Origin of the sequence: Kitasatospora dryopteridis, assembly GCF_050749075.1 — a bacterium.
Taxonomy (GTDB): Bacteria; Actinomycetota; Actinomycetes; order Streptomycetales; family Streptomycetaceae; genus Kitasatospora.
In genome coordinates this window covers 3815192-3836574 of record NZ_CP192749.1, presented here as the reverse complement: position 1 = coordinate 3836574, position 21383 = coordinate 3815192, and the positions used below count along the sequence as shown (strand labels likewise).

Below are 21383 nucleotides of genomic sequence, written 5' to 3'. Positions count from 1 at the left end.
GGACGGATCGGGCGGTCACGAAATCCGTATTCAGCGCTGGGTCTCGAAGAACGCGAGCAGCTGTGCCGAGCACTCGTCGGCGAGGACGCCGGGGACGACCTCCGGCCGGTGGTTGAGCCGGCGGTCGCGCATCACGTCGAAGAGCGAGCCGGCCGCACCGGCCTTGGGGTCGAGGGCGCCGTAGACCACGCGGTCGATCCGGGAGAGCACGATGGCGCCGGCGCACATGGTGCACGGCTCCAGCGTGACGACCAGGGTGCAGCCGCTCAGCCGCCACTCGCCGACGGCCGCGGCGGCCTGCCGGACGGCCACCACCTCGGCGTGCCCGGTGGGGTCGCCGTCCGCCTCGCGGACGTTGTGGCCGCGGCCGATCACCTCGCCGCCGGGCCCGAGCACGAGCGCCCCGACCGGTACGTCGCCGGTGGCGGTGGCCAGTGCCGCCTCGTCCATGGCGAGGCGCATCAGGTCCTTCCACCGGTCACGTACCGGGTCGGGGCGGACGGGGGCGGGCAGGGGGGTGATCTGCGGGGCAGGTGCGGACTGCATGGCACCAGTGTCGGGCACCGGCACGACCGCTACCGAACGGCCTCCAGCACCTCGCCGGCGCCGAGCGCATCGGCGATCTCGGCGAGCGCGTCGCCGGGGACGGCCCCTTCGCCGGCCAGCGCCAGCAGCTCCCGGGCGGAGAGCCCGAAGTCGGCGAGCAGGTCGGAGTCGCCGAGCGGACCGGCCTGGGCGCCGATCGGGCCGTCGGCGTCCTCGTCGTCGGCGTCCTCGCCGGACTCCGCCGCCGCCTCCTCGTCGTCCTCCTCGACGTCCGCGACGAGGGCGTCGAGGTCGTCGAAGTCCTCCGTGTCGATCAGCTCGTCGGTCAGCACCGAGCCGTACGAACTGCGCGCCGCGGCGGCGCCGTCGGAGACGAAGATGCGCGGGTCGTCCTCACCGTCCACGCGGACGACGCCGAACCAGGCGTCCTCCTGTTCGATGAAGACCAGGACGCTGTCGTCGTCCTGAGCGGCCTCGCGGGCCAGGTCGGCCAGGTCGGCCAGGGTTTCGACGTCGTCGAGTTCCGTCTCGCTCACATCCCACCCGCCATCGGTGCGAGCAAGCACTGCAGCGAAGTACGCCACCAGGGACACTCCCAAGATTGGTCTCGGCTGTAGGCGATCTCGGGCGAACGCGGTCTGGCCGCCCCCGCGCCAGAGGCGGTCCGCTGTTCGGACCGTCCCTCCGGCATCGTGACAGAAAGCCCGGCGCTGCGGGGGGTGTTCGGCAGCGCGTCTTTGCAGGTCGTGTCGGAATGGCTGGTCGGCGGCCGACGAGTCGGGAGCTCCCGCGTCAGATCCGGAAGGTTCGCATCCGCATGGCCTCGCGCATCCGCCGCTCCTTGGTGCGCCTGGGCTGGACCCGGGCCCGCAGCTCGCGCGCCTCCGCGAGCTCGCGGAGGAACACGGCGCGGCGCTTGCGGCGCTGGGCCTCGGTCTCGGGGGCGTCGGGCCCGGACTCGTCTGTCGAGCCGGCCCCGGTGTCCGGGTTGCTCTTCATACGGTCCGACTTTCCCAGAAGTGTCCGCTTGATACCACGCGGAAGGTCTCGGTTCGGCTTCCCCGGTTCGCCCGCCGTCACACCTGGTTCCGGGCCGTTCTCCGGCGAGTCGTACGCATGTGCCCCAGGCCGTTATCGTCGAGACATGCGTCTCCACGTCGTCGACCACCCCCTGGTCGCCCACAAGCTCTCCACCCTGCGCGACGAGCGCACCGACTCGCCGACCTTCCGCCGCCTCACCGACGAGCTGGTCACCCTGCTCGCCTACGAGGCCACCCGGGACGTCCGGACCGAGCAGGTGGAGGTCACCACTCCGGTCGCCGTCACCACCGGCACCCGCCTGAGCCACCCGCGGCCGCTGGTCGTCCCGATCCTGCGGGCCGGCCTCGGCATGCTGGACGGGATGACCCGGCTGCTCCCGACCGCCGAGGTCGGCTTCCTGGGCATGGTCCGCAACGAGGAGACGCTGGAGGCGTCCACCTATGCGACCCGGATGCCCGACGACCTCTCCGGCCGCCAGGTCTACGTCCTCGACCCCATGCTGGCCACCGGCGGCACCCTGGTCGCCGCGATCCGGATGCTCCTGGAGCGCGGCGCCACCGACGTCACCGGCGTGGTGCTGCTGGCCGCCCCGGAGGGCGTCGAGGTGGTCGAGAAGGAGCTGGCCGACCAGCCCGTCAGGATCGTGACCGCGGCCCTGGACGAGCGCCTCAACGAGCACGGCTACATCGTCCCCGGCCTCGGCGACGCGGGCGACCGGCTGTACGGCACCGCGGGCTGACCGCCCCCGACCTGCCCGAAGGGCCCCGCTCCTCCCGGGAGGAGCGGGGCCCTTCGGCTGTCGTGCGGGCTTGCGGCGCGGTCCGCGCTGCTCAGCAGGAGCCGGGCTGCGGGGAGGGGGTCGGGGACGGCTTGGTGGCCTCGGCCAGGGCGGCCGCCGCCTGGGTCGGGTCGAGCAGGGCGGCGAAGCTGTCGCCGATCACGAAGTCCACGGTCGCGTCGGTGCGGGTGTCGGCGGTCTTGGACGCGCTCGCCACCTGCGAGCCGAGCAGCGTCGCGGCGCCCAGGCCGGCCGGGCCGCTGATCACCTGGACGGTGCCGGGCACCTTCTTGTCCAGTGCGGCCGGCGCGTTGCCGACCTGGCCGACGGTGAAGCCGCGCTTCTTCAGCTCCTCCGCGGTGCGGGCGGCCATGCCGGACTTGTCGGTGGCGTTGTAGACGTTCACCGTCACGGCCTGCGGCTGGGGCACGGCCGTACTGGTGGCGCCGGGTGCGGGCGAGGCCCCGGCGGAGGCCGCGTCGGAGGCCGGGGCGGCCAGCGGCTTGCCGGAGGTGCCGGAGGTCGGGCACGCCTGCGCGGAGGCGTGCCGCCCGCGGAAGATGTCCACCAGCTGGACACCGCCGAGGGCGATCAGAGAGAGCGCGAGCAGGGTGCCGAGAACGGCCAGCACCTTGCGGCTCCTGCGGGGCGGGCGGCCCAGGCGGGGGTAGGAGTTGCCGGTGACCCGGTACTGCTTCCCCTTCAGTCCCTGGGGGGTCAGCATGCTCACGTCGGTGTCCCCCTCGTGCCAGGACAGGCTCGGTCTCGGGTGCGGCCAAAAAAGGGGCGTACGCCGGGAAATCGGCCGTTGGTCAGCAGATTAGTGCTACAGCTGCTGTGAAGGTACTAAATGATCATCATCTGGAGTACCCGGGCACCCGAAAGGATGTACCGGCGCCGTCCGGAGCCGTGCGTGAGGGCTGGCGGGAGGGTGGTTCGTGTCCGGCCCGATGTCGGTCAGTCCATCTCCAGCACACGCGCGTGCAGCACCTGGCGCTGCTGCAGCGCGGCCCGCACCGCGCGGTGCAGACCGTCCTCCAGGTAGAGGTCGCCGTGCCACTTCACCACATGGGCGAAGAGGTCCCCGTAGAAGGTGGAGTCCTCCGCGAGGAGCGTTTCGAGGTCGAGCTGACCCTTGGTGGTGACCAGCTGGTCCAGCCGCACCGGACGCGGCGCGACGTCCGCCCACTGGCGGGTGCTGGTCCGGCCGTGATCCGGGTACGGCCGCCCGTTGCCGATGCGCTTGAAGATCACACGGAAAGCCTACCGTCATGCGCGCGGGGGGCGCAGCAAGCGCGGCGCTACCGGTCCGGGTCCGAGTGCGGCGGTTTGATGGGTCGTACCCCTTTTGTCAGCTCTGTCCGGGAGCCCGCCGAGATGACCGACCCCCACAACCCCGACGCCGCGGACCTGCCTGCCGCCGTCCGGGTGATCGCCGACGGGTACGCCTTCACCGGCCCCGTGCTCGAGCTCGGCGCCGCGACGGAGGGCGCCACCGCCTTTCCCGCGGCCCGGGTGCGCATCCCGCTGGGCGTGCTCAACCGGCACGGGCTGGTCGCCGGCGCGACCGGCACCGGCAAGACCAAGACCCTCCAGCTGATCGCCGAACAGCTCTCCGCCCAGGGCGTGCCGGTGTTCCTGGCCGACATCAAGGGCGACGTCTCCGGCATCGCCGCCCCGGGCACGCCCGACGACCGGGTCACCGCCCGCGCCGCCGAGGTCGGGCAGCAGTGGACGCCGCAGGGCTGCCCGACCGAGTTCTACGCACTGGGCGGGCAGGGCACCGGCATCCCGCTCCGGGCCACCGTCACCAGCTTCGGCCCGCTGCTGCTGGCCAAGGTGCTGGAGCTCAACGAGACCCAGGAGGCCTCGCTCGGCCTGATCTTCCACTACGCCGACAAGGCCGGCCTGGAGCTCTACGACCTCAAGGACCTCTCCGCCGTCATCGGCTTCCTCACCTCGCCCGAGGGCAAGGAGGAGCTCAAGGGCATCGGCGGGCTCTCGGCGGCCACCGCCGGCGTCATCCTGCGCTCGCTGACCGTGCTGGACAACGAGGGCGCCGGCACCTTCTTCGGCGAGCCGGAGTTCGACACCGCCGACCTGCTGCGCACCGCGGCGGACGGGCGCGGCACCGTGTCGGTGCTGGAACTCCCGGCCGTCCAGGACCGGCCGCGGCTCTTCTCGACCTTCCTGATGTGGCTGCTCGCCGACCTCTACCAGGAGCTGCCGGAGGTCGGCGACCTCGACCGGCCGAAACTGGTGTTCTTCTTCGACGAGGCGCACCTGCTGTTCAACGGCGCCTCCAAGGCCTTCCTGGAGGCGATCACCCGGACCGTCCGGCTGATCCGCTCGAAGGGCGTCGGGATCTTCTTCGTCACCCAGACGCCCGAGGACGTGCCCGGGAACGTGCTGGCGCAGCTCGGCAACCGGGTGCAGCACGCCCTGCGGGCCTTCACCCCGGACGACGCCAAGGCGCTCAGGGCCACCGTCTCCACCTTCCCGCGGTCCTCCTACGACCTGGCCGAGGTGCTGACCGGGCTGGGCACCGGCGAGGCCGTGGTGACGGTCCTCTCCGAGCGCGGGGCGCCCACGCCGGTGGCGGCCACCCGGCTGCGGGCGCCGCAGTCCCTGATGGGGCCGCTGGAGCCCACGGCGCTGCAGGCCGCGGTGGACGGCTCGCCGCTGGCACCGCGCTACCGGGACGCGATCGACCGGGAGTCGGCGTTCGAGAAGCTGGCCGCCAGGCCCCCGGCCCGGGAGGAGCCGGTGGCGGAGCCCCGCGAGGCGCCGCAGCGCCGATCGTCGGCCGGGCAGGACGAGGAGGGCGGGCTGCTGGGCTCGCTGCTGCGCAACCCGGCCCTGAAGTCCTTCGCACGGTCGGCGGGCACCCAGCTCGGTCGCGAGATCACCCGCAGCCTGTTCGGCACCTCCCGCCGCCGCAGGTAGGGACGGTCGTCGAAGGCGGGCAGCCGCTCAGGGCATCAGGGCGGCGCCGATGCGGTCCAGTGAGGAGAGCCGCATCAGGCCGTAGTGGTAGAACTCCACCTCCGGGACGCCCAGCTCGCGCAGGACGGCGATCTTGGCGGCCAGGTTCGCCGGGCCGTCGCAGTCCTCGGCCATGGGGCGGAGGATGACCGCCATGGCCTCCGGCCGCACGCCGTGCAGGGCGAAGGCGGCGACCTTCTCGCGGACGGCCTCCGGGGTGCGCGCGTAGCCGAGGGTCTCGATCTGGTGGGCGGCCCCGGCGAGCGAGGGGAGGTCGATGCCGGAGAGCCAGCCGCGGCCCGGCCCGGCGCCGTCCATGAAGGTCAGCCGCATGCCGCCGGCGGCGGCCGTCGCGGCGAGCTCGGCGGCGAGCGAGGTGACGGTGCGGGTGGCGGAGTCCAGGTAGGCGGCGAGTGCGCCGCCGGCGAACTCGTCCAGGGCGGCCGGTTCGGCGGCCCGCTTCTCGTCGGCGAGCCGGGCGCGCAGATCCTTCCGGACGGCCTGGCGGACCTCCTCGGCGGGGACGCCCGCGGCGTTGGCGGCGGCCGTGCAGTGCGGGCAGAAGCAGATGCCGAGCAGGGCCTCGGCGACGTGTCCGAGCTCCTCGAAGTAGCGCTCGTGGTGGTGGCCGTGCCGCAGGCCGTGGAAGTGCAGGGACTCGGCGCGGATCGCGTCGACGCCGTAGCGGCCGAGGTCCTCGACCAGGGTGCGGGCGTAGTGGCGGACCTCGGGGTTGGCGGGGCAGAGGTCGGTGAGGTGGCGGTCGCCGAAGGCGTTGGCGGGGGCGCAGTCCGGGTGGAGGAAGCCGAGCCGGTCGTTGTGGCAGAAGACCGTCCAGGCGTGCAGTTTGAGGCCGCGGCGCCCGGCCTCGGCGGCGGCCTCGGCGAAGGGGTCGCGGTCGCCGATCGCGGTGGACGGCGTCGGGACGAGCCGGTGGCCGGCCCAGCGGGCCGGGTCGGGGCGGAAGTAGGCCGCGCCGGGCTCCAGGTGGCGCACCACGCGGCGCGGGTTGTGCGGGAAGACGTCGCGGGCCTCGTGGTAGACCGAGGCGAGGGTCAGGCCGCCGACGCCGGCCCGGTCGGTAAGGTGGCCGAAAAAGCTGTCTGCGCCCTCGTCCAGCAGGTCGGTGGCGAAGGCGAGGACGGACGACTCCACGGGGCGGCTCCGGGGCAGGCGGTGCGGGTGCGGCGGCATGCGCTTCCCACGCTAGCCCGGCACCCGGCATTGGTCTATACCTGACGGATCGTAACGGGACCTGACGAGCGAGGCGGGCATGGCGCCGGTGTACCGGGACTTCGACCACGACGAGCTGGCGCGCGAGTACTCGCCGAGCAGCTGCGTCGAGGACATCGCGGTGGAGCTGGCCGCGTACACCGGGCGGAGCGCGGCCGCCTACCGGGCCCTGGAGGTCCGCCGCGACCTGCGCTACGGGCCGGCCGGGCCGGAGCTGATCGACTTCTTCCCCGCGCAGGGCCGGGCCCCGGAGGCCGGCGTGCCGCTGCACGTCTTCGTGCACGGCGGGTACTGGCAGGAGCTGGACAAGACCGACTCCGCCTTCGCCGCGCCCGACTTCACCGCCCGCGGCACCGCCTACGCCGCGGTCGGCTACGGGCTGGCCCCCGACTGGCCGCTGGACGTGATCGTCGACCAGGTCCGGCGGGCCGTGCACTGGCTGCTCGACCACGCCGAGGAGCTCGGCGTCGACCCGGGCCGCGTCCAGCTGAGCGGCAGCTCGGCCGGCGCCCACCTCGCCGCGATGGCCCTGCTCGGCCCGGCCGCGCCGAGCGGCCGCCGGGTCAACGATGCGGTGCTGCTCAGCGGCATCTACGACCTGGAGCCGATCTCCCTCACCTACGTCAACGACGCGCTCGGCCTGGACGCCGCGGCGGCCCGCCGCAACAGCCCGCTGCACCTGCTCGCGGACGGCCCGGCGCTGCCGCCGCTGCTGCTCGTCCGCGGCGAGCACGAGACGGGCGAGTTCGGCCGCCAGCAGGAGGAGTTCGCGGCCGCCGCCCGCCGGGCCGGGGCCCGGGTGGAGACGGCGGTCGCCGCCGGCCGCAACCACTTCGACCTGCCGCTCGACCTCGGCCGCACCGACACCCCGCTGGGAGGGGCCGCGGCGGCGCAGTCGGCTCCCTAGACTGCCGGTGTACCGACGCCCCTGCAGCGCGACGAAGGAGAAGGTGCCCGGCTCATGACGCTCCGTCCGCCCCTGCCGTACGACTTCCTGCCGAAGGTGCCCGCCTTCGAGCTGACCAGCCGTGACCTCGCCGAGGGCGCGGTGATGCCCGACGCCCACGTGTACGCCCACGGCAACGAGTCGCCGCACCTCGCCTGGTCCGGCTTCCCGCCCGAGACCCGCGGCTTCGCGGTGACCTGCTACGACCCGGACGCGCCGACCGGCTCCGGCTGGTGGCACTGGCTGGCCCTCGACCTGCCGGCCGGCACCACCGAGCTGCCCCGCGGCGCGGGCGCCTCCGACGCGGCCCTGCCCGGCGGGGCCTTCCACGCCCGCAACGACTTCCCGGGCCACAAGTACGACGGCGCGGCCCCGCCGCCCGGCCCGGCGCACCGCTACGTCTTCGCGGTGCACGCTCTGGACGTGCCCACGCTCGGGCTCACCTCCGACACCCCGGCCGCGGTGGTCGGCTTCAACATCACCTTCCACACCGTGGCGCGGGCGCTGCTGACCGTGGAGTACGCGAGCAGCTGACCCGCGGCAGCGGGGGCCGGGCGGGTCAGGCCGTGAGCACCTTCGCCAGGAAGTCGTCCAACCGGCCGACCGTCCGGGCGATCTGCTCCTCCAACGGCAGTGACTCGTCCGGCCGGCTCACCAGCGCGGACTTCTTGAGCCCGCGCACGTACAGCGAGCAGGCCAGGTCGGCGCAGACGTAGGTGCCGACCGTGTTGCCCTCCCGGCCGGCCGCGCCGGCCCTGCGGGCGGCCAGCAGCGCGACGCCCGAGCCCGCGTGCGTGGTGATGCACAGCGAGCAGGAGTTGGACCTGGTCAGGCTGCGGCGCGGGCCCTGCGGGACCCGCAGGGTGATGCCGACCGGGCCGCCGGGCCGGTCGGCGACCAGGTAGCAGCGGTCCGGTGCGCCGCCGTCCCGCCAGCCGAGGAAGTCCAGGTCCGACCAGGGCCGTTCGGCCAGGTCACGCGGGACGGGCAGTCGGCGGGACTCGCCCTTCGAACAGTTGACGAAGGACTCGCGGATCTCGGACTCGGTCAGCGCACGCATGGGCCGCACGCTAACAACCCGTTCGCCCCGTGTCGCCCGAATTCGCGGCCGGCGCCGGACGGGCGCACGGCCGGTCAGCCCTTCGCGGCCTTCGCGGCGGCCTTCGCCTCCTGCTTGAAGGCGCGGACCTGCGCCAGCGACTCCGGCCCGGTGATGTCGGCGACCGAGCGGAAGGACCCCTCCTCGCCGTACGGGCCGGCCGCCTCGCGCCAGCCCTCCGGGGCGACCCCGTACTGCTTGCCCAACAGGGCGAGGAAGATCTGCGCCTTCTGCTTGCCGAAACCGGGCAGCGCGTTCAGCCGCTTCAGCAGCTCCCGGCCGTCGGGGGCGTCCCGCCAGACGGCCGCGGCGTCGCCGTCGTAGTGCTCCACCAGGTACTGGCAGAGCTGCTGTACCCGGTTGGCCATCGAGCCCGGGTAGCGGTGCACGGCCGGCTTCTGCGACAGCAGCGCGGCGAACTCCTCCGGGTCGGCGGCGGCGATGCGGTGAGCGTCCAGGTCGTCGGCGCCGAGCCGGGTGGCGATGGTGTACGGGCCGGTGAACGCCCACTCCATCGGGACCTGCTGGTCCAGCAGCATGCCGGTGAGCGCGGCCAGCGGGCTGCGGCCGAGCAGCGCGTCGGCCTCCGGCTGCTGCGCGAGGTGGACGGTGACGCTCATCGGGGCGGCCCCAGGGTGCGGCGGTCGGTCAGGTCCCCTTCATCGTCGCAGCCCGCCGGCGGCACCGGTCCCCAACCCGCCCCCGGTGGTGCGCCGGCGACCCGCCGCGGAGCGGCAGGATACGCTGCGCCGACCCGGGTGCGGCAATTCCCGGTGACCTGCCGGTAGAGCTGTCAGCAGCTGCCGGAATTCATTCCCCGAAGCTCAAATAAAGCTCTGAGAATCGCGCAGAATCAGTTTCCGGGGTTACCAGAATCCGAAGTCCGGGCTACGTTCCTGCGGGTGTGCGGCCGACCCCCGCCGCACCGGAGAGGCAGTAGAACACCATGAGCCCGGACACCACGACGCGCTCGCGCACGCCTTCCCAGGCCGCCCCGCCCACCCCGCCGGGAGCGGCCGGGGACGGCCACCTGAAGGCCGGACTGAAGAACCGCCACCTGTCGATGATCGCCATCGGCGGCGTCATCGGCGCCGGCCTCTTCGTCGGCTCCGGCGCCGGCATCGCCGCCACCGGCCCGGGCATCCTGCTCTCGTACGCACTGGCCGGCGCGCTGGTCGTCATGGTGATGCGGATGCTCGGAGAGATGGCCGCCGCGGACCCGCAGAGCGGCTCCTTCTCGGCCTACGCGGACCGCGCGCTCGGCCGCTGGGCCGGCTTCACCATCGGCTGGCTGTACTGGTTCTTCTGGGTCGTCGTGCTCGCCGTGGAGGCCACCGCAGGCGCGAAGATCCTGCACGGCTGGGTGCCGGACGTGCCGCAGTGGGGCTTCGCCCTGCTGGTCATGGTCGTCCTGACCGCCACCAACCTGTTCTCGGTCGCCTCCTACGGCGAGTTCGAGTTCTGGTTCGCCGGCATCAAGGTGGTCGCGATCGCGGCCTTCCTGGTGGTCGGCGGCCTCGCGGTGTTCGGCGTGCTGCCGCACACCGAGGCGGTCGGCACCGCCAATCTGCTCGACCACGGCGGCTTCCTGCCGAACGGCGTCGGCGCCGTCTTCAGCGGCATGCTGACCGTCGTCTTCGCCTTCATGGGCAGCGAGATCGTCACCCTGGCCGCCGGCGAGTCGCCCGACCCGGCGCGGGCCGTCACCAAGGCCACCAACAGCGTGATCTGGCGCATCGGCGTCTTCTACCTGGGCTCGATCGCCATCGTCGTCACCCTGCTGCCCTGGGACTCCGCGGACGTCCTCGACAGCCCGTACGTCGCGGTGCTCAAGCACGTCGGCATCCCCGGTGCGGCCCCGCTGATGGACCTGATCGTGCTCACCGCGGTGCTCTCCTGCCTGAACTCCGGCATGTACACCGCCTCCCGGATGGCCTTCTCGCTCGGGCAGCGCGGCGACGCGCCGAAGGCCTTCGCCAAGGTGACCGGCCGCGGCGTCCCGCTCACCGCCATTCTCGCCTCGGTGGTCTTCGGATTCGTCGCGGTGTTCTTCAACTACGAGTTCCCGGACACCGTCTTCAAGTTCCTGCTGAATTCCTCCGGTGCCGTCGCGCTCTTCGTCTGGCTGGTCATCTGCATCTCGCAGCTGCGTATGCGGAAGATCATCGAGCGGGAATCCCCGGAGAAGCTCACCGTCCGGATGTGGCTGTACCCGTACCTCACCTGGGCCACCATCGGAATGATCGGCTTCGTGGTGGCGTACATGTTCACCACCCACGACGGCCGGATGCAGATGGTGCTCTCGCTGGTCGCCGCCGCGGTGGCACTCGTCGCCGCCCAGGTGGTGCACCGGCGGCGCAAGGCGGTCGCCGAGACGTCCTCCTGACGGTCCATCGGACGCCTCCGCGATTGCGCCGGGCGGGCGACAGGCGGCCTGTCGCCGCCGGAGCCGCCGCCGTGCGGACCGCACGATGAACCGACGAGCAGATGGTCGGCCCCGGCCGGTACTCCCCGTACCGGCCGGGGCCGACCTGCTCGTCCGTGCGGTCCCGCCGCGCCGCCGGCCGCGGTACCGGGCCGCGCTCACCGCGCATCCCAGGCTGACGGCGGGTCGCAGGAGGCTCCGTGCACCGATCCAGATTCACCACGTCCGCGCTCGCCCTCGGCACCGGTGCCGCGCTGCTGGCGGGCGCCGCGGCGGCACCGGCCGGCGCGGCGCCACCGGGCCGGGTGACCGTCGCCGACCCGGCCCAGTACGTCAACGCGTACGTCGGCACCAAGCAGGGCGCGCCGGACTTCGGCAACGGCGGAGGCGCCGGCAACACCTTCCCCGGCGCCTCGGCGCCGCTCGGCATGGTGCAGTGGAGCCCCGACACCGCCACCTACCAGCACGGCGGCTACTTCTACGACGACCACCGGATCGCCGGCTTCAGCCTCACCCACATCTCCGGCGCCGGCTGCGGCGACTACGGCACCACCCCCTTCATGCCGGTGCTCGACGGCCGCCCGGTCTCCCACTCCGACTTCTCGCACGCCGACGAGACCACCGCCCCCGGCTCCTACGCCGTCACCTTCAAGAACGGGCTGCGCACCGAGCTCGCCGCCACCCAGCGCTCCGGCATCGCGCGCTTCAGCTACCCCGCGGGCCACACCGCCTCGCTCACCGTCGACGCCGGCAAGGCCTTCAACGACGCCAACGGCTCGATCAGCATCGGCACCGACACGCTCTCCGGCTGGACGGAGAGCGGCGGCTTCTGCGGCACCGGCAACCGCTACCGGGTCTACTTCCACGCCCAGTTCGACCGGCCGTTCAGCAGCGCCGGGATCGTCCGCGCGGCGGCCGACGGCAGCGGTACCGTCGACACCGGCCGGCGCAGCGCCACCGGCACGAGCGAGGGCATCGCCCCGCAGCCCGCCCGCACCGCCGAGGCCCGGGAGCGCCGCACCGGCAGCGGCGGCGACCAGCACCCCGACCGGCAGCGCGCCGCCTCCGGCGCCCAGGCCATGGTCTCCTTCGACACCGGCGCGGACCGCACCGTCACCGCCCGGGTCGGCATCTCCTTCGTCAGCGCCGACGGCGCCCGCGCCAACATGCTCGCCGAACAGCGCGGCGCCGCCTTCGACGAACTCCGCACGGCGGCCCGCACCACCTGGAACGACCTGCTCGGCCGGATCGCCGTCGACGGCGGCACCACCGCCCAGCGGCGCATCTTCTACACCGCGCTCTACCACGCGCTGCTCCACCCCAGCGCGATCAGCGACACCGACGGCCGCTACCCCGGCTTCGACGGGAAGATCCGCACCGCCCGGCCCGGCCACACCCAGTACGCCGACTTCTCCGGCTGGGACGTCTACCGCTCCCAGGTGCAGCTGCTCGCCCTGCTCGACCCGGCCCGCGCCGCCGACATCGCCCAGTCGGTCGCCGACCAGGGCGCGAGCGCCGGCTACTTCGACCGCTGGACGCTGGCCAACGGCGGTACCGGCGTCATGGTCGGCGACCCGTTGCCGATCATCGCCGCGAGCATCCAGGCCTTCGGAGGCACCGACTTCGACGCGGCCGGCCTGTTGCGGACGGCCACGGCCGGCAGCCGCGACACCCGGCAGCGCCCCGGCCACGGCCCGTACGACACCATCGGCTTCATCCCGGCCGACGCCGGAGGGATCTGGGGCTCCGCGGCGACCACCCTGGAGTACACCAGCGCCGACTTCGCCCTCGCCCAGCTCGCCGACCGGATCGGCGACACCGCCGCCCGGGACACCCTGCTGCACCGCTCCGCGAACTGGCGCAACCTGATCAACAGCGGCAGCGGCTGGCTCCAGCCACGGGACACCGACCACTCCTGGCCGGACTTCCGGCCGGCCCAGCAGGACCACTTCGTGGAGGGCAGCGCCGCCCAGTACACCTGGATGGTGCCGTACAACCACCGCGGGCTGTTCGACGCGATGGGCGGCGACGCGGCCGTGGCCGGCCGGCTGGACGACTTCTTCGCCGAACTCAACGGCGGCCCCGACTCCGAGCACGCCTACCTCGGCAACGAGCCCTCGTCCAACGTCCCGTGGGCGTACGCCTACGCCGGCCGCCCGTACCGCACCCAGGACGTGGTGCGGCGGGCGCTGAACGGGCTGTTCGCCGACGCCCCGGACGGCGAGCCCGGCAACGACGACCTCGGGCAGATGTCCGCCTGGGTGGTGTGGGCCGCGCTCGGGATGTACCCGCAGGCTCCCGGCCGCGCCGAACTCGTGCTGGCCAGCCCGCTGTTCCCGTCCGTCACCGTCCGCCGCGGCAACGGTGCGGTGATCGACCTGGACGCGCCGGGCGCCTCCGGGTCCGCCCGCTACGTGCACGCCCTCACCGTGGACGGCACCGCCAGTACCCGGCCCTGGCTGAGCGAGGACTTCGTCCGCCGCGGAGGCACGCTCGCCTACACGCTCTCCGAGACCCCCGACCCGGCCTGGGGGAGCGCCCGCGAGGACGCCCCGCCGTCCTTCGACGTCGGCCCGGCCCGCCCGGCCACCGGCGCGATCGCCGGCCTCGGCGGCAAGTGTGCGGACGTGGAGGGGAGTTCGACGGCCAGCGGGACGGCCGTCCAGCTCTGGGAGTGCAACGGCAGCACCGCCCAGCAGTGGACCACCGCCTCCGACGGCACCGTGCGCGCCCTCGGCAAGTGCCTCGACGTCGACGGCAGTTCGGTCTTCAACGGCGCCGCCGTCCAGCTCTGGGACTGCAACGGCACCGGCGCGCAGCAGTGGTGGGCGCGCGCAGACGGCTCACTTCTCAACCCGCCCTCCGGCCGCTGCCTGGACGTTCCCGGAAGCAGCACCGCGAGCGGCACCCGACTGCAACTGTGGGACTGCAACGGCACCGGCGCCCAGCGCTGGACCGTGCCCGCCTGACACGGAGGACCGCATGACCGACCAGCCCGCAGCCGCCGCAGGCGGCGCCGACCACTCCCGGGAGCGCGCCGATCTGCTGGAGGTTCTCGGCACCCACCGCGGCTTCCTCCGGTACACCGTCCGCGACCTCGACGACGAGCAGGCCAAGCAGCGCACCACCGTCAGCGAGCTCTGCCTCGGCGGTCTGATCAAGCACGTCGCCGGGGTCGAGGAACGCTGGATGCGCTTCGCGGTCGGCGGCGCGGACGCCATGCGCAGCGAACCCGTCGACTGGGAGGGCCAGTTCAAGATGGCCGAGGGCGAGACCCTGGCCGGCCTGCTCGGCGCCTACGAACGGGTCGCCGCCCGCACCGACGAGCTGGTGGCCACCCTCGACCTGGACGCCGCCCACGCACTGCCCGAGGCGCCCTGGTTCAAGCCCGGCGCGACCTGGTCCGTCCGGCGGGTGCTGCTGCACGTCCTCGCCGAGACGTCCCAGCACGCGGGGCACGCCGACATCATCCGGGAGTCCCTGGACGGGGCCAGGACCATGGGCTGACCCGGCCCGGCACCCGTCACCCACCGACCGAGAGGAAGAACCATGGCCGTGCAACCCGAGGGCACCCCCTGTTGGGTGGATGCGATGTTCCACGACGTGGAGGGCGCAAAGGAGTTCTACAGCGCCGTCCTCGGCTGGACCTTCGGCGAGGCCTCCGCCGAGTTCGGCAACTACACGCAGGCCTACAAGGACGGCAAGGCGGTCGCCGCGGTCGTCCCGCCGATGCCCGGCGAGGAGATGCCCTCCGTGTGGTGCCTCTACTTCGCCTCGCCCGACGCCGCCGCCACCGCGGAGAAGGTCCGCGCCGCGGGCGGCGAGATCATGATGGAGCCCATGCAGGTCGGTGACTTCGGCACCATGGCGCTCGCCCGCGAACCCAGCGGAGCGGTCTTCGGCATCTGGCAGGCGGACAAGCACGAGGGCTTCGAGATGGTCGGCGAGCCCGGCTCGTACACCTGGGCCGAGCTGTGCACCCGCGACCCCGCCCGCGCGGACGCCTTCCTGTCGGCGGTGTTCCCGTACCGCGCCCAGCAGATGGAGGCCGGCGGCGAGATCGACTACCGGGTCTACAACGTGGGCGAGAACCCGGTGCTCGGGCGGATGGAGATGGGTTCGGACTTCCCGGCCGAGGTGCCGCCCTTCGTCAGCGTCTACTTCGGCGTCAGCGACTGCGACGCCGCCGTGACGAAGGCCACCGAGCTCGGGGCCCGCCTGGTGTTCGGCCCGATGGACAGCCCGTTCGGCCGCTTCGCCGCCTTCACCGACCCGCAGAACGCCCCCTTCGCGGTGATCGACATGGGCCGCACCGAGGGTGAGATGCCGAAGATGACCGACGCCTGATCCGGCTGCGAGCACCGGCCCCGCCCGGATTCCCGGGCGGGGCCGGTGCGCGTGCGCCCGCCGGTCGTGCCCGTCATACGGGTCACGCCGGGGAGGCGAAGACCTGCGTCCACCAAGGGCCGCCCGCACCGAAGTCCACGCCGAGGCCGATCACCTTGAAGTCGCAGTTCAGGATGTTCGCGCGGTGGCCTGAGCTGTGCATCCAGGCGTCCATCACCGCCGCCGGGTCGGGCTGGCCGTACGCGATGTTCTCGCCCCACGCCCCCGGCCGGTAGCCCGCCGCCTTCAGCCGGCTGTCCGCGTGCCGCCCCTCCGGGTCGGCGTGCTCGAAGTAGTGCCGCGCCACCATGTCCGCGGAGTGCGCCGTGGCGGCCGCCGTCACCTTGGCGTCGAGCACCACCGGCCCGCAGCCCGCCTTCGCCCGCTCCGCGTTGGTCAGGTCCGTGACCTCCCGGGCGAACTGCGCGGCCTTGCCGGTGGGCGCGGCCGCCCCGCCCCGCCCGGCCGCCGCCCCGCCCGGCTTGGCGGCCGGCGCCGAGGCCGCCGAGGACTTCGGCGCGGCACTGGCCGAGGCCGAGGGCGACGCGCTCGCCGACGGCGAGACCGACGGGGACGGCGAGGCCGAGGCGGTGCCCCCGGACGGCGCGGCAGCCGCAGCCGACAGCACGACCGGCCCCGGGACGTGCTCCGCCGCGACGGCCGACCCGCCCTCCGACCCGCCCGAGGCCGCCAGTCCGTACACCGCCGAGCAGCCGAGCACCAGCGCCGCGGCCCCCGCGACCACCAGGGTGCGCCGCCGCCCGCCCGCCGCAGCCCGTCGCCGGGAGCGCCGGCGGTGCGCCCCGCCGCCGTGACCTGCGCCGGGGGCGGCCGGGCCGCCGTACCGGCCGTCCTCCACAGGGAGGTGGGGGAGGGGGAACCGGGTCGTGGAGTCGTCGTTCATACTGGTCTGCTTCCTGAGCGGGTCTGCGCCGGCACTCTTCGCGCCGCTGCGGTCGGTGCCGGCGCTGTGCGCGCCGACGCTCTGGGAGATCGGCGCCCCCGGGTGCCATAACGGAAAAGGTCAGGCCGGGAACATCACTCGGAAATCCTGTTATCCGCCCCGGCCGTGCAGGTCTCCGTCCAGTGGGGGCCGTGGAAACAGGACGAGCGAGGACAGTGCATGGGCAGCGAAGGCGCAATGGACACCGCGGTGGTCGAAGCGGCCCGGGCCGGCGACGACACGGCCCGTGACCGGCTGGTCGCCGACTGCCTGCCGCTCGTCTACAACATCGTCGGCCGCGCCATGAACGGACACTCCGACACCGACGACGTCGTCCAGGAGACCATGATCCGCATGGTCGGCGGCCTCGGCGGTCTGCGCGACACCTCCTCCTTCCGCTCCTGGCTGGTGGCGGTCGCGATGAACGAGGTCCGCCGCTGCCGCACGGCCCGGCAGAGCGGCCCCGTCCCCGACCTCGACGGCATGGTGCACGTCGCCGACCCGGCCGGCGACTTCGTCGACCTCACCGTGCTGCGCCTCGGGCTGTCCGGCCAGCGCCGCGAGGTCACCGAGGCGACCCGCTGGCTGGACGACCGCGACCGCGACCTGCTCTCGCTCTGGTGGCAGGAGGCGGCAGGACGGATCACCCGCACCGAACTCGCGAACGCCCTGGAACTGTCGCCCCAGCACACGGCCGTCCGGGTGCAGCGGATGAAGGAGCAGCTGGAGGTCGGCCGGACGGTCGTCCGCGCGCTCGCCGCCGAACCCCGCTGTCCCGGCATCGAGGAGCTCACGGCAGCCTGGGACGGCCGTCCGAGCGCGCTGTGGCGCAAGCGAATAGCCCGCCACCTCCGTTCCTGCCGCGTCTGTGAGCGCGTCGGCCGCGACCTCGTCCCCGCCGAGGGGCTGCTCGCCGGCCTCGTCCTGGTGGTGCCGATGCACGGCTTCTCGCTCGGTCCGGAGCTGTTCGCCGGCCGGCTCGCCGCCCTCGCCGACCCGGGCACCGTCGGCTCCGCCGCCGTCCCGCCGACCCCGCCGTCCACCGGCCTGGGACAGCACGCACTCGACCTCGCCGGCTCGCACGGCGCCCGCGGCCTCGGCCGGGTCGCCCGGCACGCCGTCACGGCGGCCGGGGTGCTCGCCGCCACCGCAGCGGTGCTGGGCGTCGTCCGGGCGCTCCCCGACGACGCGCCGCCGCCGCCCGCGCCGCCGATCGCCGCGCCCACCCCCGACGCCGTCGTCCTCAGCGCGCCGGTGCCGAGCCCGTCCGCCTCCCCGGCCTCCCCCAGCCCCTCCGCCCCGCCGTCGCCGTCGGCGAGCCCCAGCCCGAGCCCGACGGCGCGCAGCCTCGAACGGCAGCTCGTCGACCTGATCAACGCCGAACGGGCCAAGGGCGGCTGCAAGCCGCTGCGCATCGACGCGAAGCTGCACACCGCGGCCCAGCGGCACTCCGAGGACATGGCCGCCCGCCGCTACTTCGACCACACCGACCGCTCGGGCAACGGCCCCGAGGAGCGGATCAATGCGACGGGCTACCGGTGGCGCGCCTGGGGCGAGAACATCGACCAGCGCCGCAAGTCCCCGGCCGACGTCTTCGAGGACTGGATGGACGACTCCTACCACCAGGACAACATGCTCGACTGCCGCTACCTCGACGCCGGCGTCGGCGCCGCCCCCGTCGCGGCGGGCGGCTTCCTCTGGACCCTCGACGTTGCCACCCCCGCCTGACGGGGATTCCGGAAGGTCCGCCGACCGCGCCAAGCGGCTGTCAGCGGTGCCCGGCGGAGGTCCAGCCCCGGTGGTGCAGCCGCTCGAATCCGTCCAGGAGCAGGTCGAGGGCGAACTCGAACTCGAACTGGTCGTCGCAGCCCCGGCCCACCACCGACCCGTCGTCATGGGCCCCCGCCGTGGCGATCTCGACGATGCGGGGGTACCGGTCGGCTGCCTCGCGGAGGGCGGCCGCCTGTGCCTGCGGGTCGCCGCCCCGGCCGTGGAACAGCTCCTGGGTGAAGCCCCACACCCGGCTGCCCAGGGCGTGCATCGCATGGTGGGTGAGGTCGGCGGAGAGGCCGCCGGCCCGGAACATGCCGATCACCGACTCCAGGTAGTCCAGCGTGCCCGGGGTGGGGGCGGTGCGTGACTCGACGACCTGCGAGGCCCAGGGGTGGCGCAGCAGCGCCCGCCGGGCGGACAGCACGCGCCCGCGGACCGCGCTCCGCCAGTCGGCGCCGTCCGCGGGCGGGTCGATCTCGCCGACGATGACGTCGACCATGCCGTCGAGCAGCTGCTCCTTGTTGGCGACGTGCTTGTAGAGCGCCATCGGCACGACGTCCAGCTCCTGGGCGAGGCCGCGCATGCTCAGTGCCCCGATGCCGGCGCGGTCGGCGAGGGCGACGGCGGTGTGCAGCACGCGGTCCCTGGTGAGCGGGGTCCGCCGTGTGCCGTCGGCTGCCTCGGCCTGCGCGTCCTGGAGGCCGCCGTCATCGCGGTCGGCGTCGTCGGCCTCCTCGCGGTGGTGACACTCCGTCGGGAAGCAGTGGGCGGACAGGACGCGGCCGCCCTCGCCACCACCGCCAGGGCGCTGGTCGCCGTCCACGGCTGGACCTTCCTGCTCGGCCCCAACTTCGTCTGCGGAGCCAACACGACGGTGATCGCGTACGTGATGTACCGCTCCGGCCTGGTGCCCCGGCCCATTGCCGTCATCGGGCTGATCGGCGGACCGCTGATCTTCGCCTCGGCGGTGGCCGTGCTCCTCGGCCGCTACGAGCAGCTGTCCGGCTGGGGCGCCCTCGCCGCCCTCCCGGTGTTCGCCTGGGAGCTGGCCCTGGCCGGCCGGCTGACTGCCCGGGGATTCGGGCGGGCCGGCGGGGCGCCGGCCGCGCCTCCGTCCGCGACGGCGGGGGCAACCGCCGGCTGACGGCACGACGGGCCGGTAATCCGCTGCCGCTGGGCGACCCCCTGCGGAGGCGGGCGCCGGACGTGACCGGGGGCGTAACACGCCGCCGTCGGGCGTAATGGAAGGACCGGCCCGGTGAACCGCAACGGAGTGTCGGGGTCGATCAAGTCCGTGCCGACGGCACACGACGGCGACGAAAGTACGGCGGTGAGCAGGGATGAGCGGTGAGCGACGGCGTGCCGCAGGAGGGCCGGACCGGTCGGAGGGCTTCGGCGAGCGCCTGCTGGGGTCCCTGCTGGACCAGGCCCATGAGCTGTCGCCCGAACTGATCGCCCCGCTGGTCGCCGGCGCCCTGGGTACGCTCGGGGGCCGTGACCCGGCGCTCCTGATGCAGGACTACGGCCAGCTGGTGCTGGTGCCGCTGCCGGGTCGGGGTCTGGCCCCCGGCGCGCCCGTGCCGATCGACGACTCCCCTGCGGGTGCGGCCTTCCTGCGCGGACGTCCCGTAGAGGTGCCGCAGGCCGACGGGGTGCGGATGTACCTGCCGCTGCTGGCCGGCGGCGACGAAATCGGAGTGCTCGCCCTCACCCTGGACGACGTCGACGACGATGACCGGCGGCTGCTGCGGCGCTTCGCGGCCCTGGTCGCGGATCTTCTGATCACCAGGAGCGGCTACACCGACCGGATCTTCCAGCCCAGGCGTCTCGAACCGATGAGCGTCGCTGCGGAGATCCAGTGGTCGCTGCTGCCGCCGTTGTCGATGACCGTCCCCGAGGCAGCCGTGGCGGGCATCCTCGAACCCGCCTACCAGGTGGCGGGCGACAGCTTCGACTACGCGCTCAACGGCGATCTCCTGCACGTGGCCACGATCGACGCCATGGGCCACGGGCTGGACGCCGCCACCATGGCGACCGTTGCCATCGGCGCGTACCGGCACGCCCGCCGTGCCGACATCGGACTGGCCGAGATCTACACGTTCATGGACCGGGCGATTGCCGAGCAGTTCGGGCCGGACCACTTCGTCACCGCGCAGATGATGCGCCTGAACACCGGAACCGGCCACCTCCAGTGGGTGAACGCAGGCCATCCTGCACCGCTGCTGATCCGCGACCACGTCGTCGTCGAGCGGCTGGAGAGCGCGACCACCCTCCCGGTGGGGTTCGGCGGCGAGGAACCGGTGATCAGCGAGCGGGCGCTGCGCCACGGCGACCGGGTCCTGTGCTTCACCGACGGCCTGGTCGAGGAGCGCGAGGCCGGCGGTCAGCAGTTCGGGGAGGAGCAGCTCATCGACTGGGTCAACCGCGTCGAGCGCCCGGAGGACGGGGTACGGGCCACGGTCCGCGCGATCTCGCACGTCCTGAAGGAGAAGCGGGGCGGGCGGACGAGCGACGACGCAACCCTGTTCCTGATCGAGTGGCGCTGAGGCAACCAGCGTCCGCCGGGCGCTCCACCACGTCTCCACGGCGGGGTACCGGGCCCTTGCGGGCGGAGTACCTTGGGGATACCGGGACGGGCCCGCGCCGCTGCAGCCGATGATCCGCCCCGCTGTCGGCAGGCCCGGTCCACGCCCGGAGATGGGTGGCGAGTCATGTCGGACGAAGCCCGCGCCTTCGACCCGGGGCGATTGCCGGACCGGTTCCGGCAGGCGGCGAAGCCGGGGACGGTCCTGTTGCGCCTGGAAACCACGCAGTCACGCGAGGGTGCGCTCGACGGCGCCTGGTGGCCGCGCTCACGGGACGTCGGCGCCGAGCTGCCCGGCCTGATCACCGCGCTGACCGAGCACCTCGGCCCCGTGGTGACCGTGGGGCTGGACGCGGACGCCTGGGACGACGTCCCGCCCCGGCTCGTCGTCGGCGGCCGGTCCGTGCACATCGACCGGTATCCGGTCGGCGACGACACGGTGATCATCACGCGGGGCGACCGCGATCACTTCAGCCTGCTGGTGGTTCCGCCGCAGGCGAGCCGGGAGGCCGCTCTGGCCGCGATGGAACGGGCGGTCCGGGCCGGCGGTACCGATTCGGCCCGGCAGATCCTCATCGCGACCGGAGCCGGATCCGGTCCCCCGGCCGAAGCGACCTGAGAGGGGCCGGGCTCCCGGCGGCGTC

The 21383-nt window shown here is 73.7% G+C and carries 22 protein-coding genes; 12 read left to right on the top strand and 10 right to left on the bottom strand.

Annotated features, from left to right (window positions below; translation table 11 throughout):
- Nucleotides 1-30: 30 nt before the first annotated feature.
- From tadA to ACQ614_RS17425, 3 genes are all read right to left on the bottom strand, one after another.
- On the bottom strand, nt 31-546 hold the full coding sequence (gene tadA / locus ACQ614_RS17435; protein ID WP_363492241.1) for a tRNA adenosine(34) deaminase TadA: 516 nt from the start codon (nt 544-546) through the stop codon (nt 31-33).
- A gap of 29 nt (nt 547-575) precedes the next feature.
- Entirely contained in the window at nt 576-1148 is a 573-nt protein-coding gene (locus ACQ614_RS17430; protein ID WP_431683950.1) for a hypothetical protein, read from the bottom strand.
- 190 nt (nt 1149-1338) lie between these two features.
- Nucleotides 1339-1545 carry a hypothetical protein gene (locus tag ACQ614_RS17425; protein ID WP_431679478.1) on the bottom strand — a complete coding sequence of 69 codons (207 nt, stop codon included), beginning with the start codon at nt 1543-1545 and terminating at the stop codon, nt 1339-1341.
- Between the two features lie 145 nt (nt 1546-1690).
- On the opposite strand from ACQ614_RS17425, the gene upp reads away from it, so the two are divergent.
- Nucleotides 1691-2326 (top strand): uracil phosphoribosyltransferase, encoded by a 636-nt coding sequence (gene upp / locus ACQ614_RS17420; protein WP_363492238.1) that lies wholly within the window; start codon nt 1691-1693, stop codon nt 2324-2326.
- A gap of 91 nt (nt 2327-2417) precedes the next feature.
- Here upp and ACQ614_RS17415 read toward each other — a convergent pair whose 3' ends face one another.
- A complete protein-coding gene (locus ACQ614_RS17415; protein WP_431679477.1) occupies nt 2418-3089 on the bottom strand; it encodes a LytR C-terminal domain-containing protein in 672 nt (223 codons plus the stop codon).
- A gap of 233 nt (nt 3090-3322) precedes the next feature.
- Nucleotides 3323-3619, bottom strand: coding sequence for a type II toxin-antitoxin system VapB family antitoxin (locus tag ACQ614_RS17410; RefSeq protein ID WP_030273186.1), 297 nt, complete (start codon nt 3617-3619; stop codon nt 3323-3325).
- Nucleotides 3620-3742: 123 nt separating this feature from the next.
- Between ACQ614_RS17410 and ACQ614_RS17405 the strand changes: the two genes are divergently transcribed.
- Complete coding sequence (locus ACQ614_RS17405) at nt 3743-5311, top strand: helicase HerA-like domain-containing protein (protein WP_431679476.1); 1569 nt, start codon at nt 3743-3745, stop codon at nt 5309-5311.
- A 27-nt stretch (nt 5312-5338) separates the two neighbouring features.
- On the opposite strand, the gene ACQ614_RS17400 is transcribed toward ACQ614_RS17405, so the two are convergent.
- Nucleotides 5339-6505: a hypothetical protein gene (locus ACQ614_RS17400; RefSeq protein WP_431679475.1), complete on the bottom strand. Its 1167-nt coding sequence runs from the start codon at nt 6503-6505 to the stop codon at nt 5339-5341.
- Nucleotides 6506-6623: 118 nt separating this feature from the next.
- Between ACQ614_RS17400 and ACQ614_RS17395 the strand changes: the two genes are divergently transcribed.
- Both ACQ614_RS17395 and ACQ614_RS17390 read left to right on the top strand, forming a co-directional pair.
- Nucleotides 6624-7490, top strand: coding sequence for an alpha/beta hydrolase (locus ACQ614_RS17395; protein WP_431679474.1), 867 nt, complete (start codon nt 6624-6626; stop codon nt 7488-7490).
- Nucleotides 7491-7544: 54 nt separating this feature from the next.
- Nucleotides 7545-8063, top strand: coding sequence for a YbhB/YbcL family Raf kinase inhibitor-like protein (locus ACQ614_RS17390; protein ID WP_431679473.1), 519 nt, complete (start codon nt 7545-7547; stop codon nt 8061-8063).
- A gap of 25 nt (nt 8064-8088) precedes the next feature.
- Here ACQ614_RS17390 and ACQ614_RS17385 read toward each other — a convergent pair whose 3' ends face one another.
- Together ACQ614_RS17385 and ACQ614_RS17380 are read right to left on the bottom strand one after the other, a co-directional pair.
- Nucleotides 8089-8589, bottom strand: a complete 501-nt coding sequence (locus ACQ614_RS17385) for an FBP domain-containing protein (protein ID WP_431679472.1) — start codon at nt 8587-8589, stop codon at nt 8089-8091.
- A gap of 74 nt (nt 8590-8663) precedes the next feature.
- On the bottom strand, nt 8664-9248 hold the full coding sequence (locus ACQ614_RS17380; RefSeq protein ID WP_431679471.1) for an HhH-GPD-type base excision DNA repair protein: 585 nt from the start codon (nt 9246-9248) through the stop codon (nt 8664-8666).
- A 326-nt stretch (nt 9249-9574) separates the two neighbouring features.
- Between ACQ614_RS17380 and ACQ614_RS17375 the strand changes: the two genes are divergently transcribed.
- The 4 genes from ACQ614_RS17375 to ACQ614_RS17360 all read left to right on the top strand — a co-directional run bounded on the left by ACQ614_RS17375 (nt 9575) and on the right by ACQ614_RS17360 (nt 15400).
- The gene (locus ACQ614_RS17375) at nt 9575-11014 is read left to right on the top strand and encodes an amino acid permease (protein WP_431679470.1); all 1440 of its coding nucleotides are present in this window, start codon (nt 9575-9577) and stop codon (nt 11012-11014) included.
- 239 nt (nt 11015-11253) lie between these two features.
- Entirely contained in the window at nt 11254-14022 is a 2769-nt protein-coding gene (locus ACQ614_RS17370; RefSeq protein ID WP_431679469.1) for a lectin, read from the top strand.
- A gap of 13 nt (nt 14023-14035) precedes the next feature.
- Nucleotides 14036-14560 carry a DinB family protein gene (locus ACQ614_RS17365; RefSeq protein WP_431679468.1) on the top strand — a complete coding sequence of 175 codons (525 nt, stop codon included), beginning with the start codon at nt 14036-14038 and terminating at the stop codon, nt 14558-14560.
- A gap of 42 nt (nt 14561-14602) precedes the next feature.
- A complete protein-coding gene (locus tag ACQ614_RS17360) occupies nt 14603-15400 on the top strand; it encodes a VOC family protein (protein WP_431679467.1) in 798 nt (265 codons plus the stop codon).
- A gap of 82 nt (nt 15401-15482) precedes the next feature.
- Here the strand turns inward: ACQ614_RS17360 and ACQ614_RS17355 are convergent, their stop codons facing one another.
- Nucleotides 15483-16343: a CAP domain-containing protein gene (locus ACQ614_RS17355; protein WP_431679466.1), complete on the bottom strand. Its 861-nt coding sequence runs from the start codon at nt 16341-16343 to the stop codon at nt 15483-15485.
- Between the two features lie 219 nt (nt 16344-16562).
- Here ACQ614_RS17355 and ACQ614_RS17350 point away from each other — a divergent pair, with 219 nt between their 5' ends.
- Complete coding sequence (locus ACQ614_RS17350) at nt 16563-18110, top strand: sigma-70 family RNA polymerase sigma factor (RefSeq protein ID WP_431679465.1); 1548 nt, start codon at nt 16563-16565, stop codon at nt 18108-18110.
- A gap of 40 nt (nt 18111-18150) precedes the next feature.
- On the opposite strand, the gene ACQ614_RS17345 is transcribed toward ACQ614_RS17350, so the two are convergent.
- Nucleotides 18151-18792: a TetR/AcrR family transcriptional regulator gene (locus ACQ614_RS17345; protein WP_431679464.1), complete on the bottom strand. Its 642-nt coding sequence runs from the start codon at nt 18790-18792 to the stop codon at nt 18151-18153.
- Between ACQ614_RS17345 and ACQ614_RS17340 the strand changes: the two genes are divergently transcribed.
- From ACQ614_RS17340 to ACQ614_RS17330, 3 genes are all read left to right on the top strand, one after another.
- A complete protein-coding gene (locus ACQ614_RS17340; RefSeq protein ID WP_431679463.1) occupies nt 18784-19299 on the top strand; it encodes a DUF4386 domain-containing protein in 516 nt (171 codons plus the stop codon). The genes ACQ614_RS17345 and ACQ614_RS17340 overlap by 9 nt on opposite strands.
- Before the next feature lie 196 nt (nt 19300-19495).
- Nucleotides 19496-20701: a PP2C family protein-serine/threonine phosphatase gene (locus ACQ614_RS17335; protein WP_431679462.1), complete on the top strand. Its 1206-nt coding sequence runs from the start codon at nt 19496-19498 to the stop codon at nt 20699-20701.
- A 165-nt stretch (nt 20702-20866) separates the two neighbouring features.
- Nucleotides 20867-21358, top strand: a complete 492-nt coding sequence (locus ACQ614_RS17330; protein WP_431679461.1) for a DUF5994 family protein — start codon at nt 20867-20869, stop codon at nt 21356-21358.
- Nucleotides 21359-21383: the final 25 nt, after the last annotated feature.

Coding starts and splice junctions, on each gene's coding strand:
- tadA (WP_363492241.1), bottom strand. CDS start 546: ATGCAGTCCGCACCTGCCCCGCAGATCACCCCCCTGCCCGCCCCCGTC.
- ACQ614_RS17425 (WP_431679478.1), bottom strand. CDS start 1,545: ATGAAGAGCAACCCGGACACCGGGGCCGGCTCGACAGACGAGTCCGGG.
- upp (WP_363492238.1), top strand. CDS start 1,691: ATGCGTCTCCACGTCGTCGACCACCCCCTGGTCGCCCACAAGCTCTCC.
- ACQ614_RS17415 (WP_431679477.1), bottom strand. CDS start 3,089: ATGCTGACCCCCCAGGGACTGAAGGGGAAGCAGTACCGGGTCACCGGC.
- ACQ614_RS17405 (WP_431679476.1), top strand. CDS start 3,743: ATGACCGACCCCCACAACCCCGACGCCGCGGACCTGCCTGCCGCCGTC.
- ACQ614_RS17395 (WP_431679474.1), top strand. CDS start 6,624: ATGGCGCCGGTGTACCGGGACTTCGACCACGACGAGCTGGCGCGCGAG.
- ACQ614_RS17390 (WP_431679473.1), top strand. CDS start 7,545: ATGACGCTCCGTCCGCCCCTGCCGTACGACTTCCTGCCGAAGGTGCCC.
- ACQ614_RS17385 (WP_431679472.1), bottom strand. CDS start 8,589: ATGCGTGCGCTGACCGAGTCCGAGATCCGCGAGTCCTTCGTCAACTGT.
- ACQ614_RS17380 (WP_431679471.1), bottom strand. CDS start 9,248: ATGAGCGTCACCGTCCACCTCGCGCAGCAGCCGGAGGCCGACGCGCTG.
- ACQ614_RS17375 (WP_431679470.1), top strand. CDS start 9,575: ATGAGCCCGGACACCACGACGCGCTCGCGCACGCCTTCCCAGGCCGCC.
- ACQ614_RS17365 (WP_431679468.1), top strand. CDS start 14,036: ATGACCGACCAGCCCGCAGCCGCCGCAGGCGGCGCCGACCACTCCCGG.
- ACQ614_RS17360 (WP_431679467.1), top strand. CDS start 14,603: ATGGCCGTGCAACCCGAGGGCACCCCCTGTTGGGTGGATGCGATGTTC.
- ACQ614_RS17355 (WP_431679466.1), bottom strand. CDS start 16,343: ATGAACGACGACTCCACGACCCGGTTCCCCCTCCCCCACCTCCCTGTG.
- ACQ614_RS17350 (WP_431679465.1), top strand. CDS start 16,563: ATGGGCAGCGAAGGCGCAATGGACACCGCGGTGGTCGAAGCGGCCCGG.
- ACQ614_RS17335 (WP_431679462.1), top strand. CDS start 19,496: ATGAGCGGTGAGCGACGGCGTGCCGCAGGAGGGCCGGACCGGTCGGAG.
- ACQ614_RS17330 (WP_431679461.1), top strand. CDS start 20,867: ATGTCGGACGAAGCCCGCGCCTTCGACCCGGGGCGATTGCCGGACCGG.